Origin of the sequence: Pontibacter saemangeumensis (genome assembly GCF_039541895.1) — a bacterium.
GTDB lineage: Bacteria > Bacteroidota > Bacteroidia > Cytophagales > Hymenobacteraceae > Pontibacter > Pontibacter saemangeumensis.
In genome coordinates, this window is record NZ_BAABHC010000039.1 from 124911 (window position 1) to 140667 (window position 15757).

Below are 15757 nucleotides of genomic sequence, written 5' to 3' on the forward strand. Positions count from 1 at the left end.
GCACATGAAGCCAAAGTTAACTGTACTGATGCCTGTCTTTAACGCTGAGCGGTTTTTGCGGGAGGCGATGGACAGTATCCTCTCCCAGACTTTTACCGACTTTGAGTTCCTGATCATCGACGACGGCTCCACCGACGGCAGTGTGGCTATAGTGGAGTCCTATACAGATCCGCGCATCCGCCTGTATCAGAATGAGGTGAACCTGGGCATCTCCCCTACTCTGAACCGGGGAATAGAACTGGCCACTGCGGAATGCATCGCGCGGATGGACGCCGACGACATCAGCTACCCGGAGCGGCTGGAGAAGCAGTATTGCTACCTTCAAGCCCACCCTGACTGCGCCATGGTATCGTCGCTGGTGCGGGTGATTGCAGAGGACGGGCAGTTTATCCGCCAGGACAGCTTTAAAAGTGAGTTTTTCTACTATAACCTCACGTTCATCTGCTGGATATACCATTCCACCGTGATGTACCGAACCGCGGCGGTAAAAGCGGCAGGCATGTATACAGCGGCCTATGCAGAGGACTTTGAGCTGTTCTGGCAGCTGTCCCGCCAGCACAAGCTGTACAACCTGCCTGAGGTGCTGCTGGAATACAGGATGACTGATCAGAGCCTGCACCAGGTACTGAAGAAACAGGAGTACGAGATGGCGCAACAGCAGCAATTGCTGCGTAATTTCCGCTACTATGCCGGCAGCAGCTACACGCTTCCGCTGGAATTCATCGAGTGCTTCCAGCACAACTTCCAGCCGCTGCTCGCTACCAAGAGCCCGGCTAAAGTCTTGGCCTGCCTGCAGGAGTTAGACGCGCTTACGCAACACATTCTGGCAAAAGACAACATCAACCGCAACGCCGCCGCCATCAGCAAGGCGGCACGGTACAAGCGCCGGTATATTTTTATTTATTACCTGAAGCACCTTCCGTTGCCTCAGAGTATATGGCTGCTTCTTAAATCCGGTTACGTCCGACATTATATAAAATCTTTTATATATAAAAAAATAAATATACTTTTATGAAAAATATTCGTATAATTATTTTCACATAATCAAGGAGTATAATAAGGCAGCTAACGCCAAATTCGTTAATTTACCTGACATTGCTCTTATATGCTCCGAATACCTGCCACAGCCCCACAAATCCCATCACTTCCTGCAAAGGAGGCGAGGCCGCTATGGTCTGTGATGATACCGGTATATAACTGCGCCCAGTATTTGCCCGAGTGTTTAGATAGTATTTTGGCGCAGGCTATGCCGGAGCAGGAAATGCAGGTGGAGGTGGTGGACGACGCCAGCACCGACACAGATGTGGCGGCATTGGTACAACGGATTGGCAAAGGCAGGGTAAAGTACTTCAGGCAGCCTGAGAATGTAGGTAGCCTGCGCAACTTTGAAACCTGCCTCAACCGGGCACAAGGCAAACTGGTCCATCTGCTGCATGGTGATGACAAGGTGCGGAAAGGCTATTACGCTACCATGAGCCGGCTGTTTCAGGCTTATCCCGAGGCGGGGGCGGCTTTCTGCAGGTACGGTTGTATTGATGAAAATGGCCAGATGCTCTATAAGCAACGCCCGGAAATGCCCCAGGCCGGCATTTTACAGGACTGGCTTCTGAAAATAGCGGAGCGTCAGCGCATCCAGTATGCATCGATTACTGTACGGCGCGAGGTCTTTGAGAAATTAGGCGGCTTTTATGCCTTAACGTATGGGGAGGACTGGGAAATGTGGACAAGGATCGCGCGGCACTACCCTGTGGCTTACACGCCGGAGATTTTAGCCGACTACCGGAAGCACCCTGGTTCTATATCAGGGCTGAAGTATCTAAACGGGCAACATATAAAAGACCTGGCACAGGCAATGAAGCTTATCCAGAACCACCTGCCTCCTACGCAGCGGGAAACAACACTAAAGCGGTCTAAAAAGTATTATGCGTACTATGGCGTAAAGGTAGCCGAGCAGCTTTGGCTGCGGCTGCGCAGCAGGCAGGTCGTGCAGGCGCAGGTAAAGCAGGCCCTGCTCCTGCACCAGGCCCCACGGCTCTACCTGAAGATCGCACAGGTTTACTTTAAAATTTTCTTATACACAGTATGGCGATAGGTGTAACAATTGTTATTTGCACCTACAACGGTGCCAGCCTGCTTCCTGAAACGCTTGCGCATATCGCACAGCAGCGGGTATTGCCGCATATCCCCTGGGAAGTGATAGTGGTGGACAATGCTTCTACAGACAATACCTTAGAAGTGGTGGAAACGGAGTGGGCTAAGACCGGGAGCACGGCAACTTTTTCTCTTTTGCACCAGCCGAGACCAGGGCTTACCTATGCGCGGGAGCTGGCCCTTGAAAAGGCCCGCTACCCCTTTATCGTCTTTTGTGACGATGACAACTGGCTGGCACCGGACTATGTGAACCTGGCGCATGAAATCATGCAGCGGCATCCCTCCATTGGGGTATTGGGCGGGCACGGTGAATTAGAATATGAAACGCCCCCTCCCGCCTGGGTTGCTGCCCTGCCCCTGTTCGCGAACGGGCGCCAGGCAAAATCATCCGGTAAAGTCTACCGCAACACAGTATATGGCGCAGGGTGCGTTATTCGGAAACCGGCCTATGGTGCGGTGTGCAGGATGGGATTCGAGCCGATGCTCACAGACAGGATGGGCACCAACCTGAGTTCCGGTGGCGACTATGAGTTTTGTTATGCGCTCGCTCTAACCGGCTATGACATCTGGTACGACGACAGGCTACGGTTTAAACACTTCATGCCCAAAGAGCGGATGGAATGGAAATATTACGAGCGATTCTTTAAAGAGCGAGCGAAGTGTTTTGAGGTGTTGGTGCCTTACCAGTTCGTTATAAACGCCGGGATAGAAAGCGTTTCCTCCTTTTACCTGCGGCTGCTACGCCTCTTTTTGTCCAGCATAAAGCAACTGTACCCGCTAATCCTGAACAAGTTCAGGCTTCCTGCCGGCTCGGACGCAGCCAAGGTAAACGCCTTAAAAATCAAAAGCGTGAAGGCCAGACTCTGGAGCTTTAGCCGGCACCGCGCCATGCGGGAGAATTTTGCCAGGATACTGCAGTTCAAGCACGAGAAGCTCATCACGCTCACGCGGTGCGAGACAACGTTCGTGCCTGAAAGAAAGGCGAGAATAAAGATGCAGTAAAGGCCGCACGCCCGACATTTCTACTGTAAACATCAAGCCAGATTATAGGCGATATCAAGGCGACATCTCCTTATTTCCTGGTTCTATATGAACATGCTGTTGATTCATATCCGCCTCTCGCCTTCTCAACTACGCTGGTGCCTAGGTCTTATGCTGATGCTAAACCTGTTGGCGCTGTCAGGAACCTGGGTTGCCCATATACTGCATGTAACAGGTCTGGGAGACAGGTCCGGGCATGTTCCCCGGAAAGGCCCTCAAACTGTTCTGTATGCTGACGACGCTGATGCTATTTATGCGGCTGATATTCGTGGAGGAAGACAAGTGGAGCCGAATCCGCACAGGTGCGTGGGCTATCTTACTTTTTGCCGCGTTTAGCCTGCCAAGCCTATATGCCGCTGAACTGGCGTTTGCAGCCTTTTCTTTCCTGTTGCTGGCCATGACGGCACACATGCATCGCTGGCAGGCTGTTTCGGAGGCCTTTCCTCGGGCGCCCAGAAAAGCTGCGCGCCACCCAGCAGTGTACAAAACATTTGGTTCTCACCATCAATAGCCGCACCGGCTGATGGTTTTATGACAGATGCTGAGAAACTCTCTTAGGCAAATCGAAGCGACTCCAGTATATATAGGAAAGCTCCCTCAATCCTCATCCCGTCCTCCTCTTTTCAGTTCATCCACGGAGCGCATCACTTTGTCTTTCAGGCTTGTCTTGTACTTCTCCAGCCGGTCGGCAACGGCAGCATTGGTGGTGCCCAGGATCTGAGCAGCCAGGATACCGGCATTCAGGGCCCCGTTCAGGGCCACGGTGGCCACTGGTATGCCGCCCGGCATCTGCAGGATAGACAGCACCGAGTCCCAGCCGTCGATGGAGTTGCTGGACTTCACCGGCACGCCGATCACAGGCAAAGTAGTGAGCGACGCCACCATGCCGGGTAGGTGCGCGGCCCCGCCGGCGCCGGCGATGATCACCTTCAGGCCTCTTTTGCGGGCATTCTCGGCGTATTCGATCATGCGGTGCGGGGTGCGGTGCGCCGACACGATCGTCAGTTCGAACGGTACGTGCAGGATCTCTAGTATCTCGGCAGCGGCATCCATTACCTTCAGGTCAGACTGGCTGCCCATGATAATGCCTACCAATGGTTGTGTGGTCGTGGTATCTTCGGCCATATATAAATAACTATGCTTTTACTTTGATTACATTTCTGATGGACGCCGCGCGCTGCTGCGCCTCCTCTATCGTCTGGCCCAGCACCGTGATGTGGCCCATCTTGCGCGCGGGCCGCGTGTACTTTTTGCCGTATAAATGAATATATACACCCGGCACCGCCAGCGCCTCCTGCAGCCCCTCGTAGGCCGCCTCGCCGTCATAGCCCGACTCGCCCAGCAGGTTCAGCATTACGGCGGCGCTCTGAATGTCGGTGGCGCCCAGTGGCAGGTCCAGGATGGCGCGCAGGTGCTGCTCGTACTGCGAGGTATAGTTGGCTTTGATGGTGTGGTGCCCGCTGTTGTGCGGGCGCGGGGCCACCTCGTTCACCAGGATCTGCCCATCTTTTGTCAGGAACATCTCCACGGCCAGGATACCCACCATCCCAAACGCCTCGATCACGCGGGTGGCAATCTCGATGGCAAGCCGCTGCAGTTTGTAAGGCACATTGGCAGGCGCGAATAGTGAGTCCACCAGGTTGTGCTCCGGGTGAAAACTCAGCTCCACCACCGGGAAAGCCGTCACCTCGCCGCTGGCGTTGCGGGCCACGATCACGGAGATCTCCTTCTCAAAGTCCACGAGTTTCTCCAGCACCGACGGCGCTGCAAAGGCCTTCTCCAGATCACCCTCGCTCGCCAGGCGCGTAACGCCACGGCCATCGTAACCCTCGCGGCGCAGCTTCTGGAAAGCCGGCAGAAAACCAAGGTTTTCCAGCAGTTCCTCCTTCTCCCGCACTAATATAAAATCAGAGGTGGGGATGCTGTGCTTCCGGTAAAACTCCTTCTGCAGCCCTTTGTCCTGGATGGTACGAACAGTTTGTGCGTCCGGGTACACCTTTACCCCTTCCTGCTCCAGTTTCTCCAGCGCATCGGCGTTCACGTGCTCGATCTCGATGGTGAGGATGTCGCATTTTTTGCCGAAGGCATACACGGTGTCAAAGTCGCGGAAGCTGCCCACAAAAAACTCATGGCAGATGGCCTTGCAGGGGGCGTGCTCATCCGGGTCAAGCACCAGCGTATATAAATTAAAATCGAGCCCGGCCTGCAGCAGCATGCGGCCCAATTGCCCGCCGCCCAGTATGCCAAGCTTTACTTCTCCTTTCATGTCGCGTCCTGATTAATTGATCGTTCCCCAAAAATAAGGATTATACGCGAACCACCCCTGTTGCTCCTGCATATTGCTGCCGTTGCGGCAAAAGATTTTGATTTTCATATAACTACCTCTATATTGTAGATAACTAAGGTTAAACGATATGTCAGAGAAGTTGGTGCGCAGCATGATGGTATTATTCCATGTTCCTTTATTTTTAATTGTATTGAGGATTATCTGGCATGGGAGCAGTCCGGCAGGCCATGGCCTGCTGCTGGTGCCCTTTCAGCTCATCAGCCTGGCGCTGGCCGGTTACCTAGTGTTTGGCGACAGTTCCCGTGACGAGTATTACCCCACGCTGCTGGTGCTGCTGGTATATGACCTGGTGCTGTACTGGTACATTTTAAGATAAATCTGAGTAGCTTGCGGCTTTTTGTAACCCTACGCTTCCCTATGGAAATCATACTGGCTACTTTTTCCGCCTTGTTCTCCGTTGTAAATCCCTTTGGGGCCATGCCCGTGTTCCTGACGCTGACGCAGGACGACACCCCCGCCCAGCGTAACCAGCAGGCCCTGAAGGCCTGCTTATATATGGTAGGCATCCTGGCCGTGTTCTTTTTAACGGGGCAGTATATCCTCAACTTCTTCGGCATCCGGATACACGACCTGCGCATCGCCGGCGGCCTCATGATCATGCGGGCGGGCTTTGACCTGCTGACGCCGGGCGCCAACAAGAAGAAAATCTCGCCGGAGGTGGTGGAAGAAGGCCAGCAAAAAGACGATATATCCTTCACGCCGCTGGCCATGCCCATGCTGTCCGGCCCCGGCTCCATCGCGATCAGCATCGGCCTTTTCACCACCACCCTTTCTGTCATTGATATGCTGCTCATCCTGATAGGCATTATCCTGCTGGCAGCGGTGTCGTACCTCATCCTGCGCTCTTCCCACCAACTCACCCGCTATATGGGCAAGTCAGGCCTTGCGGCGCTCTCCCGCATCATGGGCTTTATTGTGCTGTCCATCGGCGTAAACTTTATCGTGTCCGCCCTTACGGCCCTGTTCTTTACCGAAAGGTGATTTTTGAATGCCGGTGCCGCATTGTTATATGCCTAAACTGTTAAAGGTTTGATAAAGCTGCACCTGCCGCATATATAGCCATGCAACGAGGCAGCCTTTTAGCAATCAACAACCGACAATCAACAACTTTATAGTATCTTTGCGCCATGCAACTGAAGAACGATCTGCTATTAAGGGCTGCCCGAGGCGAGCAAGTGGAGCGCACGCCGGTGTGGCTCATGCGCCAGGCGGGGCGTATTTTACCGGAGTACCGCGCGGTGCGCAACAGCCTGAGCGGCTTTAAGGAGCTGGTGGAAACACCGGAACTGGCCGCCGAGGTTACGATTCAGCCGGTGGATATACTGGATGTGGATGCCGCCATTATTTTCTCAGATATCCTGGTGGTGCCCGAGGCGATGGGCTGCACCTACGAGATGCTGGAGAGCAAGGGGCCTGTGTTCCCGAAGACGATCCGCACCGAGGATGACCTGAAACGACTGCGCGTGGCGGACCCCTACGAGCACCTGCACTATGTGCTGGATGCCATCAGGGTAACGAAGCGGGGACTGAACGGACGCGTGCCGCTCATCGGCTTTGCCGGCGCGCCCTGGACAATCCTGGCCTATATGGTAGAGGGCAGCGGCTCCAAAACGTTCTCGCACGCGCGGGGCATGCTCTACACCAACCCGAGGCTGGCCCACCAGTTGCTCCGCATGATCACCGACACGACCATCGCTTACCTGCAGGCGCAGGTAGAGGCGGGCGCCAACCTGATCCAGGTGTTCGACTCCTGGGCGGGCATCCTTTCGCCGGCGCACTACCGCGAATTCGCACTGCCCTATATAGCCGAGATCTGCAACGCTATCCGCAACGTGCCGGTAACGGTGTTCGCCAAAGGCGCTTTCTTCGCGCTGGAGGATTTCAGCGAGTTGAACTGCGAAACCATCGGCCTGGACTGGAACATGGAGGTGAAAACCGCCCGCCAGCAGGTGGGGCCGGATAAAACGCTGCAAGGCAACATGGACCCCTGCCTGCTCTACAGTTCCTTCGACACGATACAGCGCGAGACCATCAAAATGCTGCGGGAGTTTGGCCCGCACCGGCATATCGCCAACCTGGGCCACGGCGTGTACCCCGACACTGACCCGGAGAAAGTGAAGTGTTTTGTGCAGACAGTGAAAGAATATGGAGAAGCTGTAAAGTCTGAGGGCTGAGAGAGTTGGGGAGTTGAAGAGTTAGAAAACCTACCGGCTATATATAAACAGGGAAGGCCCGCTGTATAAGCGGGCCTTCCCTGTTTATATATAGCTGTGTAGCAGCGTGTACTGAAATCTTACTCAGCAATGGCGCAATCTATCCTGATCTTTCGCCGTTTCTGACTCACAAACTCCAAAACTCCCTTAGCCCACTGCCAGTTGCGTTTCCGGGTACCGGTAGGCTGTTGAGGAGGCACGGGTGCTCAGGGCAAGTGCCAGCGTCAGGGTACCTACCCTGCCCAGGTACATCGACATGATGATGACGGCTTTCCCCACATCAGAAAGCCCCGCCGTAATACCGGTGCTCAGCCCCACGGTGGCAAAGGCCGATACCTGCTCAAACGCCAGCTTTATGATGTCGAACTGGGCATCGCTGATGGAGAGGATAAAAATAAAGGTGATGTTGATGATAGCGGCGAAGGTAAATACCGAGAACGCCTTGTAGGCCACAGAGTGCGGGATGGTGCGGTGGCCTATCTCCATGTTGCGCTTGTTCCGGATGGTGGTGGCCACGGCAAACAGGATGACCGTGAACGTGGTCGTTTTGATACCGCCCCCCGTTGAGCCCGGCGACGCCCCGATAAACATCAGGAAGGTAAAGAGCAACAGCGTGGGCACCGTGAGGGCAGAGATATCGACCGTGTTGAACCCGGCCGTGCGGGTAGTCACGGATTGGAAGAAAGAGGCAATCAGCGCCTCCGCAAAACCCAGGCTGGAAAGGGTATTGAAGTACTCCAACAGGAAAAAGCCGATCATGCCCACAGCTGTCAGGAAGGCGGAGGTATAGATCGTCACACGGGAAAGCATTTTCCAGTTCTTCCAGGGTTTCTGCATCCGGGCGCGCATGTTCATAGGGGAGAAAACATCCAGAATGGTCGGGAAGCCAAGGCCCCCGAAAATAATCAACAGGGCCACCACCAGGTGCATGACGTAGGCGAACCGGATCGGCTCGGTGTACAGGCCCTGCGGGTACAGCGAGAAGCCCGCGTTGCAGAAAGCAGACACCGCATGGAACACGGAGAAAAATATCTTGCTTCCCAGGCTGGCAAACTGCACGTCCGTGCCCCACGTCATGAAAACGGCCACGGCCCCGATGCTTTCAATCGTCAGCGTCAGCAAGATCAGTTTGCTAAGGAGGTTTTTGGTGGAGAAGAGCGACTCGCTGTCCATTAGTTCGTGCATGGCCACGTGCTGCTTAATGCCCACCCCCTGCCGGATCAGCGAAGCAAAGAACGTGGCAAAGGTCAGAATCCCCAAACCGCCCAACTGGATGAGCAGCAGCAGCACCACCTGCCCCGAGAAGGTAAAGTAGGTGCCGGGGTCCACCACCGCCAGGCCCGTTACGCAGGAGGCACTGGTGGCCATAAAGAGCGCGTCGATAAAGCGGATGCCTTCCGGTGCGTTCGACAGCTTTGGCAACATGAAGAGGCCCGTGCCCACCAGGATCAGGAAAATAAAGCTGAACAGGAACGTGATCGAGGGCTTCAGCTGCATCGTCTTCAGGTGCACCCGCGTCTCCAGCAGCTCCACGGTCAGCAGCACCAGCATGTACAGCGACACCATCACCCGGTAGAACTCCACCGACAGCGGAATGCCGATCCCTTCAAAGAAGTTATAGATGAGCGGGAAGCCCACGATATAGGTAAAGAACTCATTGAAGAAAATAATCCCCATCAGAATCCCCTCAAACCAGGTGCGCCTCAGAAACTTAACCCGCTCAAAGGCATATAGGATGCGCAGGAAGTATATGATTACGAATATAACAAGAATGCCATCAATGGCGTGGAACAGCAGCCGCAGGCGCACCGGATTTTCCACTACCCCATGCGCATATACCAGCAAGCTGATGGCAATCAGCGTCAGCACGTAGGTAGTGCGGCGCATAATGGTATATGCCGTTAACTTACTGCCGTATAAAAGTCTGTTAAGCGATTCGGTGTTCATGTTTATCAAAGGCCTTTCCGTGGCGTCCCTACGGAGGCGATTCCGCTTTTAGTAAAGTAAACGTACTTGTTCAAACTTTCAAGCCAAGCGCCATCGGCCCTCTCAGGCCAGGCGCGCCCGGAAACGCTACCCGCTCAAAAGCAGAGGAGGTGCGCCGGAAGCATATAACCGAAAAGACGGAAAAAGTTCAGCATGGGCCGGGTACAGCCTGTTCAGCATCACTGGGTGCTGCCCCACCCAAAGGGCATATATTACCAGCCCCACGGCAAAAACAGGTGGGATATAGGCGGAGCGCAGCAGGAGGGCATAGGCCCACAGCTTGCTCCTATAAAGAAAGCATTTAAGCGATGCCGTATTCATCCGATTGGAACAACCTTACCTGCCGGGCCTCCTCAAACAGCCGCTCTTTGTTTACAGGCACCACCCCCACCTGCTCGCACACCAGCCCGCCACCTAAATTGCTGAGGCCAGCCATCAATTCTTTGGAGGTGCGCAGGGCCATGCACAGCGCCGCAATACTAATTACGGTGTCGCCGGCCCCCGACACGTCGGAAATGGCGCGGCGGTGCGCCCCTATATAGGCCTTGTCTTTTCCTTCGGCCACAAATACGCCCCGCTCCGACAAGGTAACCAGCACCTGCTGCACCTGCAACCGCTCCTGCAGGTCGGCCACGGCGCCCTCGAAAGCAGGCAGGTTCTCATCACTGAACTCGACCTTCAGGCCCTCTTTCAGCTCTTTCAGGTTCGGCTTGAACAGGGTGCAGCCACGGTAACTGAGGAAGTTTTTCTTTTTGGGGTCCACTACGCTCGGAATGCCGCGCGCGTTGGCCAGTTGCAGGAAGCGGCCGATGTTCTGCCCCGAGAAAACACCTTTGTCATAGTCCTCGAAAATCACCACATCTGCCTTCTCCAGCAGTTTGAGGTAACGTTCCTCGAGGAGGCGTTCCTCCTGCTCCGTCAGGTTGTGCTCTATTTCGGAGTCGACGCGCAGCAGCTGCTGCGCCCCGGCAAGGATGCGGTGCTTGATGGTGGTGACCCGCTCCGGGCTTTGCAGGATGCCCTCGGTGGACAGGCCGTTTTCTTCCATCAGGCGCAGGTAGTCGTTCCCGTCCGGGTCGTTGCCGATGACGGAGCAAAGCAGCGCCGTTGCCCCCATCGCCTCCACATTCAGGGCCACGTTGGCGGCCCCGCCCAGGCGTTTCTCGCGCCTTACTACATTCACAATGGGTACAGGTGCCTCGGGAGAGATGCGCGTTGATTTCCCCCAGAGGTACGAATCAATCATCACATCTCCCACCACAAGCACAGCAAGGTTGTTGAAGGCCTCAAAGAGGCCCTCTAAACTTGAAATTTGAGTCATTACTGCAATTTTGCAAGGCTGCTCTTAATGCGGCGCAGCGCCTCCGTCAGTTGTTCGTCGGATGCGGCAAAAGAGAAGCGGATACACTGCGGTGCCCCGAACGCCTCGCCGCCTACTGTCGCCACATGCGCATCAGCGAGCAGGAACATGCTCAGGTCTTCGGAGTTCTCTATCGTTTTGCCTTCGAAGCGCTTGCCAAAGTAGTGGCTCACGTCAGGGAAGATATAGAATGCGCCTTTCGGCAGATACGTCTTGAAGCCCTCGATGTCGTTCATGATGTCCAGCACGAGGTCGCGGCGGCGGCGGTAGGCCTCCGTCATTTCCAGCGAAGATGCGTTGCCACCCTTGAGGGCACCCGCGGCCGCCTTCTGCGAGATAGAGCAGGTGCCGGACGTGATCTGGCTTTGCAGTTTGTCGCAGGCAGAGGCAATCTCCTTGTTGGCGGCCATATAGCCCACGCGCCAGCCCGTCATGGCATAGCCCTTCGAGAAGCCGTTCACCGTCACCACGCGGTCTTTGATCGCATCCACGCTGGCCAGGCTGAAGTGCTTGCCCTCGAAGTTGATGTACTCATATATCTCATCCGCGATCACATACACCTGCGGGTGCTTCTCTATCACCTTCGCGATGGCGCGCAGTTCGTCCTCGTCCCATACGGCACCGGTGGGGTTGCTCGGCGAGGAGTACATGATGAGTTTGGTGTCGGAGGTGATGGCTTGCTCCAGTTGCTCCGCCGTTACCTTAAAATCGTTCTCCAGGCGGCCCATCACCGGAACCGGCACGCCCTCTGCCAGCTTCACAATCTCCTCATAAGACACCCAGTAAGGCGAAAAGATGATCACCTCGTCGCCGGGATTGGTGAGGCACAACACCGCGTTGGCAATGCTCTGCTTCGCACCCGTAGACACCACGATGTTCTCGGGCTTGTAGTCCAGGTTGTTGTCGCGCTTAAACTTGTTCACGATCTCCTGCCGCAGTTCCGGGTAGCCGGGTACGGGTGTGTAAAAGGTAAACCCATCGTCGATGGCCTGCTTGGCGGCGTCCTTTATATACTGCGGTGTCTGGAAATCGGGCTCGCCAAAGCTCAGGTTGATGACATCATACCCCTGCGCAGCCAGTTCGCGCGCTTTTTTGGCCATGGCTATGGTTTGTGACTCAGACAAGGCTAAGATTCTGTCTGACAGTGCTGATCTTACTTCCTCTGTGTTTTGCATTTCTTTTCAGGTTAAGCTGGCAATTTACTAATAAAGCCACAGACTATGCAACGTTGCAGCCGTGGCATTTGCTTTTGTTCTTGGCGTTCAAGTTGGGGATAACTGCTGAAAATAAAAAGCACGGCACTGTATATCAGTCACAAATAAAATAAAGACACCGGCGCGGCGCTGCTTTATATATAGTTGCGAGGCAGGAACGCTGCCTTTAGTTTTTCCCGGCTGTGGCAGGAGCTACCACCTCACAGGCAACGGATTATATATAAACTCCTTACCACAAATTGGAGGGACTGAGGATTCTGCGTTTGTTGTATAACCGCACCCCCAGCACCACCTCATAGCTGGATGCGCCCATCGAACTCACGCCGGTGTCGTATGCGTACCCCAGCTCATATATATGATTCAGGGTGAGTCCCGCCAGAAAGGCGACGCTGTCGTGCTGCCGGTAGGATACCCCAGCCCATATGCGGTTGTTGTACAGCGCCCGGAGGTTGTAATCCACAGATGCCGGCAGCGGGCGCAGCCATTTCACCATCACCGAAGGAATAAACGCCAGCCGTTCTGAGGCGGCGACTTTGTAGGCTCCCGTAAAAAAATAGTGGCTGCGGGCTTCCCCGGCCTCCCCCGCGTCGCCGCTGAAGGCAACGGCATTGCCCAGCACCTCGGAAGCAGAAACACCTGCATAAAAAGTACTCGAATACAGCCACAGCCCTCCCGACAGGTTGGGCCGCCACGTGCTTCTGTCAGTTCCGGCGGCATCATTCGGGTCCACAAAAGACAAAGAGCTGCCTGCCACTTTCATCTGTGTAAGCCCGGCAGACACCCCCGCCGCCCCCTTCAAGTTTCCGGTGAGGGGCGTGTGGTAGGCATAGGTGAAAGTAGCCTCCTTCCGCTCAAAAGGCCCCAGTTTGTCGTGCAACAGGGTGAGGCCTGCGCCGTGACGGGGTTTATAGCGTTCGTTGCGGTAGATGCTGCGCTTTTCCCGTTCTGCTGCAAAGCCGGGGGTCCTGGTTTCCACCGAACCGGGGCTTGCGGCAATGTTTTTCTTCGCCAGCCGCGTGTGCGCGCTGAGGTAGAACGTGGTGGGAGCCCCTTCCACACCCACCCACTGGTTGCGCGCGCTCAGTTTGATGTCTGTATAGTCCTCAATGCCTGCGATAGCCGGGTTGAGCAGGAAGTTGTTGATCATGTACTGGCTATACTGCGGCTTCTGCTGCGCAAACCCAAACAACGGGGCGGCGATGAAAGAAGCAAGAAGTATCGCTTTTAGCATGAAGGTCGGGTTAATGCACAATGCTGACAGATCCGGTAAGTTTGCGGCCTTCTTTTAAGGTAATCACATAGAAGTAAGTGCTCTGCGGCAGGGCCTTGCCATGCAGGGTTCCGTCCCACTCCTTCACATAGTCTGTTTTGTCATAGAACCTGCTGCCCCAACGGTCAAAGATCTCCACCCGGGCACCGGGGTACCCTTCCAGGGCCGCGATCTCCCAGGTTTCATTCACGCCATCGCCGTTGGGTGAGAAAGCGTTGGGGATCACCAGCTCCTTCCGCACGATCACTTTCGTCTGGCCTGTTGCCTGACAGCCTTCGGCGGTTGTGACTGTCACGGTATAGGTAGTGGTTTGGGCAGGCCGGGCCTCCGGGTTGGCAACGGAGGGATCGCTCAGACCTGTAGCCGGCGACCATCTATAGGTTGCCCCGCCTGCAGCGCTTTGTAGTGTTACTCCATCCCCTTCGTCCACGATCACTTCCGCAGTTGGGGCGACTTCCGGCACAGGGTGAATCATGGCCCGCACCGGCGCACGGCTGCTTTCACAACCGTTCCGCACCACAGCTACATAATAAGTAGCCGTGGCGGTAAGCGCGGGTGTTGTATACCGGCTTTCGCTTGCCACGGCTACCGGTGTCGCACCTGTAGCCGTGGTGTACCATCGGTACTCTCCCTTGTTGCCGCCCGTTGCTGTCAGCGTAAGCACGCCGGGTCCGCACCGTTCCGCCTCTGCCACGCCAGGTTGTGCCGGCGTGGGATTGGCTGTAACCGTCACCGGTTTTGCTGTTACGGTGCCGCACACTGTGGAAACCTCCACTGTATAATTACCCGATGCGGACGCCACAAACACAGGGCTGTTTTCCCCGATCTGCACGCCGTTTCGTTTCCATATATACCGAGGGCCGGCTATCCCCGGCACCGACAGCCGCACACTTTGTCCTTCGCAAAAAGAAGTAGCGCCTTCAGTGGTTATTTCGACAGGGGCAAGTGGCAGCCTGCACCTCACCCTGATTCTTAGGTTTGCGGTTGCGGTTTTAGCATAGCACTGCCCCGAGCCTGCGTCACTGATCTCATATGTCACCACATCGTCGGCTTCCGAAACCCAGGCATCCGGGGTATATATAAGCTTGTCGCCCACGATCTCTGCCACACCTTTCCCTGACTGGCTGACGATGCGCGTAAGGGTGAGGCCAGCGCCTCCTGTGTGGGCGTCGTTGGCCAGCACGGCTACTTCTATCGGCTTGCCCGGCTCTGCCTCCACCGCATCATCGTTTGCAACCGGCTCTCCCGTGTCACCTAACACACATATGGTTTGCTCGTTGGAGTTCCCCCCGGTGGAGCCGGTAAAGCCATAGTACACTTCTGTTGTGCCCCTGAACACATTCTTCACAATATCGTCGGTGTGGCTGATGCGGCGCTTGCCGTCGAAGTACAGTTGCAACTCCCTGGTTTCCGGGTTCCAGGAGATTCTGTAGGTGTGGCACTGGTTGTTCTCGATATCGGGGCTGCCGGGGTCTATCGGCAAGGCGGGAACCACAGGATTCCGGATGTTGCCGTTGTAGACCACGGCCGTATGGTCCGAGGCAATGTCGGCCGGGTCGTCCATGTTGTGCCAGGTATCGAATTCTATTGCGACAGACGGGCGTATGGCATTCGGGTCGCCATAGCCCAGGCCTCCCCCCGTGGCTCCCGTGGCTGCCAGCCCCCTAGGGTCGTTGTGCATCAGAAAAGCGATGCCGTCCGCCCCTTCCCTGTCCTTGGTCCCCATATAAATTATAAACTCCAGCTCCACCGGCTTCGACAGGTCTAACTTGGTCTCTGACCAGATGGACCCGTACCGTTCCAGCCGATCCTCGGTTATTTTGTAGCATTGGTTTGACAGCTTCACGGCGTCGCCCCGGGTTACGAATTGCGCTTTGGAGGCAATGGGCGTGAACAGGGCCATCAAGAAGCAGCCCCAGACTGTAAGAAGCATCCTTTGTGTTGGATTTGCTATTTTGATGCAAGGCAGGGTCAGCGCGTTCATACCCTGATGCTAACGATAAAAAGATATAAATAAAAAGATTATTTTATAATCTCTGTTGCCAATGCCTCCATCGTGCACGCCATGGAAGAGCGGTTTCCTTGTTTAGTATCATTTAACAGGAAACCCCCTTTAAACCGGAGCGGCCACCCTTATGGGGTGGCCGCTCCGGTTTAAAGGGGGTTTATATATAG

General features: G+C 55.3%; 14 protein-coding genes. 7 read left to right on the forward strand and 7 right to left on the reverse strand.

Going from position 1 to position 15757, the window contains the following annotated elements; translation table 11 throughout:
* Window positions 1-4: 4 nt before the first annotated feature.
* The 4 genes from ABD920_RS22935 to ABD920_RS22950 all read left to right on the forward strand — a co-directional run bounded on the left by ABD920_RS22935 (window position 5) and on the right by ABD920_RS22950 (window position 3703).
* The gene (locus tag ABD920_RS22935) at window positions 5-1015 is read left to right on the forward strand and encodes a glycosyltransferase family 2 protein (RefSeq protein ID WP_345162757.1); all 1011 of its coding nucleotides are present in this window, start codon (window positions 5-7) and stop codon (window positions 1013-1015) included.
* A 165-nt stretch (window positions 1016-1180) separates the two neighbouring features.
* Window positions 1181-2092, forward strand: coding sequence for a glycosyltransferase family 2 protein (locus ABD920_RS22940; protein WP_345163313.1), 912 nt, complete (start codon window positions 1181-1183; stop codon window positions 2090-2092).
* Window positions 2083-3153 (forward strand): glycosyltransferase, encoded by a 1071-nt coding sequence (locus tag ABD920_RS22945; protein ID WP_345162760.1) that lies wholly within the window; start codon window positions 2083-2085, stop codon window positions 3151-3153. The genes ABD920_RS22940 and ABD920_RS22945 overlap by 10 nt, the downstream gene beginning before the upstream one ends.
* A gap of 268 nt (window positions 3154-3421) precedes the next feature.
* Window positions 3422-3703, forward strand: coding sequence for a hypothetical protein (locus ABD920_RS22950; RefSeq protein WP_345162762.1), 282 nt, complete (start codon window positions 3422-3424; stop codon window positions 3701-3703).
* A gap of 86 nt (window positions 3704-3789) precedes the next feature.
* Here the strand turns inward: ABD920_RS22950 and purE are convergent, their stop codons facing one another.
* On the reverse strand, window positions 3790-4317 hold the full coding sequence (gene purE / locus ABD920_RS22955; RefSeq protein ID WP_345162764.1) for a 5-(carboxyamino)imidazole ribonucleotide mutase: 528 nt from the start codon (window positions 4315-4317) through the stop codon (window positions 3790-3792).
* Between the two features lie 10 nt (window positions 4318-4327).
* Window positions 4328-5458, reverse strand: coding sequence for a 5-(carboxyamino)imidazole ribonucleotide synthase (locus tag ABD920_RS22960; protein WP_345162766.1), 1131 nt, complete (start codon window positions 5456-5458; stop codon window positions 4328-4330).
* 148 nt (window positions 5459-5606) lie between these two features.
* Here ABD920_RS22960 and ABD920_RS22965 point away from each other — a divergent pair, with 148 nt between their 5' ends.
* The 3 genes from ABD920_RS22965 (at window position 5607) to hemE (ending at window position 7713) form a co-directional block, all read left to right on the forward strand.
* Window positions 5607-5855: a hypothetical protein gene (locus ABD920_RS22965; RefSeq protein WP_345162768.1), complete on the forward strand. Its 249-nt coding sequence runs from the start codon at window positions 5607-5609 to the stop codon at window positions 5853-5855.
* A 41-nt stretch (window positions 5856-5896) separates the two neighbouring features.
* Window positions 5897-6520, forward strand: a complete 624-nt coding sequence (locus ABD920_RS22970) for a MarC family NAAT transporter (protein WP_345162769.1) — start codon at window positions 5897-5899, stop codon at window positions 6518-6520.
* Between the two features lie 146 nt (window positions 6521-6666).
* A complete protein-coding gene (gene hemE, locus ABD920_RS22975) occupies window positions 6667-7713 on the forward strand; it encodes a uroporphyrinogen decarboxylase (RefSeq protein WP_345162771.1) in 1047 nt (348 codons plus the stop codon).
* A gap of 186 nt (window positions 7714-7899) precedes the next feature.
* Here the strand turns inward: hemE and ABD920_RS22980 are convergent, their stop codons facing one another.
* From ABD920_RS22980 to ABD920_RS23000, 5 genes are all read right to left on the reverse strand, one after another.
* Window positions 7900-9699: a TrkH family potassium uptake protein gene (locus ABD920_RS22980; RefSeq protein ID WP_345162773.1), complete on the reverse strand. Its 1800-nt coding sequence runs from the start codon at window positions 9697-9699 to the stop codon at window positions 7900-7902.
* A gap of 340 nt (window positions 9700-10039) precedes the next feature.
* Entirely contained in the window at window positions 10040-11059 is a 1020-nt protein-coding gene (locus tag ABD920_RS22985; protein WP_345162775.1) for a bifunctional heptose 7-phosphate kinase/heptose 1-phosphate adenyltransferase, read from the reverse strand.
* The gene (locus tag ABD920_RS22990; RefSeq protein WP_345162777.1) at window positions 11059-12273 is read right to left on the reverse strand and encodes a pyridoxal phosphate-dependent aminotransferase; all 1215 of its coding nucleotides are present in this window, start codon (window positions 12271-12273) and stop codon (window positions 11059-11061) included. Before ABD920_RS22990 ends, ABD920_RS22985 begins: the two co-directional genes overlap by 1 nt.
* A 268-nt stretch (window positions 12274-12541) precedes the next feature.
* A complete protein-coding gene (locus tag ABD920_RS22995) occupies window positions 12542-13543 on the reverse strand; it encodes a PorP/SprF family type IX secretion system membrane protein (RefSeq protein ID WP_345162780.1) in 1002 nt (333 codons plus the stop codon).
* A 10-nt stretch (window positions 13544-13553) separates the two neighbouring features.
* Window positions 13554-15515: a lectin-like domain-containing protein gene (locus ABD920_RS23000; RefSeq protein WP_345162782.1), complete on the reverse strand. Its 1962-nt coding sequence runs from the start codon at window positions 15513-15515 to the stop codon at window positions 13554-13556.
* Window positions 15516-15757 lie beyond the last annotated feature (242 nt).

What these genes read in the sequence shown, in the direction of transcription:
- ABD920_RS22980 (WP_345162773.1), bottom strand. Translation starts at nt 9,699, where the DNA reads ATGAACACCGAATCGCTTAACAGACTTTTATACGGCAGTAAGTTAACG.
- ABD920_RS22960 (WP_345162766.1), bottom strand. Translation starts at nt 5,458, where the DNA reads ATGAAAGGAGAAGTAAAGCTTGGCATACTGGGCGGCGGGCAATTGGGC.
- ABD920_RS22950 (WP_345162762.1), top strand. Translation starts at nt 3,422, where the DNA reads ATGCTGACGACGCTGATGCTATTTATGCGGCTGATATTCGTGGAGGAA.
- hemE (WP_345162771.1), top strand. Translation starts at nt 6,667, where the DNA reads ATGCAACTGAAGAACGATCTGCTATTAAGGGCTGCCCGAGGCGAGCAA.
- ABD920_RS22940 (WP_345163313.1), top strand. Translation starts at nt 1,181, where the DNA reads ATGATACCGGTATATAACTGCGCCCAGTATTTGCCCGAGTGTTTAGAT.
- ABD920_RS22985 (WP_345162775.1), bottom strand. Translation starts at nt 11,059, where the DNA reads ATGACTCAAATTTCAAGTTTAGAGGGCCTCTTTGAGGCCTTCAACAAC.
- ABD920_RS22990 (WP_345162777.1), bottom strand. Translation starts at nt 12,273, where the DNA reads ATGCAAAACACAGAGGAAGTAAGATCAGCACTGTCAGACAGAATCTTA.
- ABD920_RS22965 (WP_345162768.1), top strand. Translation starts at nt 5,607, where the DNA reads ATGTCAGAGAAGTTGGTGCGCAGCATGATGGTATTATTCCATGTTCCT.
- purE (WP_345162764.1), bottom strand. Translation starts at nt 4,317, where the DNA reads ATGGCCGAAGATACCACGACCACACAACCATTGGTAGGCATTATCATG.
- ABD920_RS22995 (WP_345162780.1), bottom strand. Translation starts at nt 13,543, where the DNA reads ATGCTAAAAGCGATACTTCTTGCTTCTTTCATCGCCGCCCCGTTGTTT.
- ABD920_RS23000 (WP_345162782.1), bottom strand. Translation starts at nt 15,515, where the DNA reads ATGCTTCTTACAGTCTGGGGCTGCTTCTTGATGGCCCTGTTCACGCCC.
- ABD920_RS22935 (WP_345162757.1), top strand. Translation starts at nt 5, where the DNA reads ATGAAGCCAAAGTTAACTGTACTGATGCCTGTCTTTAACGCTGAGCGG.
- ABD920_RS22970 (WP_345162769.1), top strand. Translation starts at nt 5,897, where the DNA reads ATGGAAATCATACTGGCTACTTTTTCCGCCTTGTTCTCCGTTGTAAAT.
- ABD920_RS22945 (WP_345162760.1), top strand. Translation starts at nt 2,083, where the DNA reads ATGGCGATAGGTGTAACAATTGTTATTTGCACCTACAACGGTGCCAGC.